Source organism: Alcanivorax sp. HI0044, assembly GCF_001634945.1.
Genome location: NZ_LWEZ01000757.1, coordinates 1 through 606, shown reverse-complemented (window position 1 = coordinate 606; position 606 = coordinate 1). Strand labels below are relative to the sequence as shown.

The 606-nt window shown below is 53.5% G+C and carries 1 protein-coding gene; it reads left to right on the top strand.

The window, feature by feature from the left end; all coding sequences use genetic code 11:
- A partial coding sequence (locus tag A3730_RS09050) for a copper resistance protein B (protein WP_197477389.1) occupies positions 1-451 on the top strand: 451 nt, incomplete at its 5' end.
- Between the last annotated feature and the right edge of the window lie 155 nt (positions 452-606).

Genomic DNA, 606 nt, shown 5'->3' with positions numbered 1-606 from the left:
GATCCCCATCTCCAAGTTCTTCGACGCCAAAGCGGGCGTACGTTTCGATACGCCCGAGGGGCCGGACCGTACATATGCCGTTCTCGGTGTAGCCGGGCTGGCTCCCCAATGGTTTGAGATCGATGCAAACCTGTATGTCAGTAAGGATGGCGATACGTCAGCCGAACTGGATGCAGAGTACGAGCTGCTTCTCACCAACTACTGGATTCTGGCGGCAACGCTGGATGCCACGGTTGCGTTTAGCGAGGACCGGGAAATTGGCGTTGGTAAAGGACTGGTTTCTACTGAAACCGGACTCAGGTTGAGCTATGATCTGATCGACCGTGCGTTCTCGCCTTATGTGGGCGTGGTGCATGAGCGCAAATACGGCGATAGTGCCGACTTTGCCGAAGCGGACGGCGGCAGTACAGCAGATTGGTTTGCTGTGATTGGAGCGCGCATCGCACTCTGATCAGGTACTTAGGGGCTAAAGATATTTCTTTGGCCCGTTTTTCTCGACATTGATGCAAGTGAGATCTACCCAAGCCAGCATTGGCTATTTATTGAGTATCAAACGCCGTTCAAAACAACAGGAGGTTGTATGAGCAGCACGCACGACAGAACCAC